Origin of the sequence: Thalassobellus citreus (assembly GCF_044385915.1) — a bacterium.
In the GTDB taxonomy this organism is placed as follows: Bacteria; Bacteroidota; Bacteroidia; order Flavobacteriales; family Flavobacteriaceae; genus Thalassobellus; species Thalassobellus citreus.
On record NZ_JBISCC010000062.1, the window covers coordinates 1 to 1,461 of the forward strand.

At 28.5% G+C, this 1,461-nt stretch carries 1 protein-coding gene; it reads right to left on the reverse strand.

The window, feature by feature from the left end:
• Window positions 1-1,461, reverse strand: a 1,461-nt coding sequence (locus tag ACH5TX_RS00310) for a right-handed parallel beta-helix repeat-containing protein (RefSeq protein WP_439337569.1), incomplete at both ends; no start/stop codon positions are given.

Sequence of the window (1,461 nt, forward strand, 5' to 3'; positions counted from 1 at the left end):
TAATGTAATATTTTCTGAATCTAATATTTGAAAATCAGTATTACTAGCATTTCCTTCAAAAGCAATATTTTTTCCGTTTTTTATATACAATTTGAAATTTGTGTTACTTGTATTAAAATCACAATCTTTAAAAGTTATTTGTGAACCATTTAAATTGCTTAGATTTAAAATATTAATAAAACTTATTGGTCGATGGTTTACATTAATAACATCATTACTTACTATAACATTATGTATATTATCACAATCTCTAAAATTCCTATAACCATAACTAACTCCTAATGAACTAGTTATTGTGTTGTTTTTAAAATAACCATCAATTAAGTTACTTATAAAGTAAATCCCTGTAGTACAATCAGTAATAACATTATTACTTACTTCTTGTTTTTCACCTGCAACTCTAATTCCTACACTATAATTTTTTATTTTATTATCCTTTATAAGGTAATCATGGTTTAGTTCCTTTCCAAAAGGATCCATAAAGGAATTTATAGATATAGCAAAAAAGGATGGGTCTCTAGATTCAAAAGTGTTATTAATTATTTCTACTGTATCTGATGCTTTATTTGAAATCCATTTATCAAAATAATTGTTTTCTATAATTACTTGACTCGCTGTATATAAAACAATATCTCCTGATTTATTTCCTGTGAAATTTGAATTTTTGACAATAATATTATCAATTAAAGCAGTTTCCTCTAGTATACCGTTATCATCTCTTGTACGAATAGCTTCCATATCTAATCCGTATCTTGGAGCTACACCGTCCGAACTATAAATTTTAGCTCCATTATTGTCATAAGCTTGGACACCATTTCCGGTATTCGTTACATTACAATTATCAATAGTAATATTTCTTCCATCTAAAATACTTATGCCATTCCTTCTACATTCATCAATATTCAAGTTTTTAATTAGAGCATTATTAACTTCTCTATTGTTGGGACCTAAAGTACCATCTGCATTACGAAGCTTTTCTGAATGAAAAACCACCCCATCTCCTGTAGCTTTACTTATATTTACATTATCAACAACAACATTTTCGGACCCAATAATCCATAACAAAAAACCCCAACCATGCTCATCACGTGAAACATTATGATTATCTCTTATTGGTGTATAATCATGTTCAAATCTATCTCCTACTAAATTACCTCCAGATATAGTTGTATTATCTTTAAGATAAACGGTCATTAAAGTATATGTTGCTGCCGAATTTGGTTGAACTCTCAAATAAGTATCATCACTCATACTCAAATGAAAATTTGATGGTACTTGTATGGATGCATTATAATTTGTCTCCCTATTAATGCTATTTACATCCACTTTAAAATAGGCATCCATAGCACCTATTTCCATGGTATTAATACCAAATTTTTTTAACTGAGCCATAACTGTGTTTAAAATATCTCTGTTTTTTATGGCAATTTCATCTGAAACCCTACCTTCTACGATACCCCA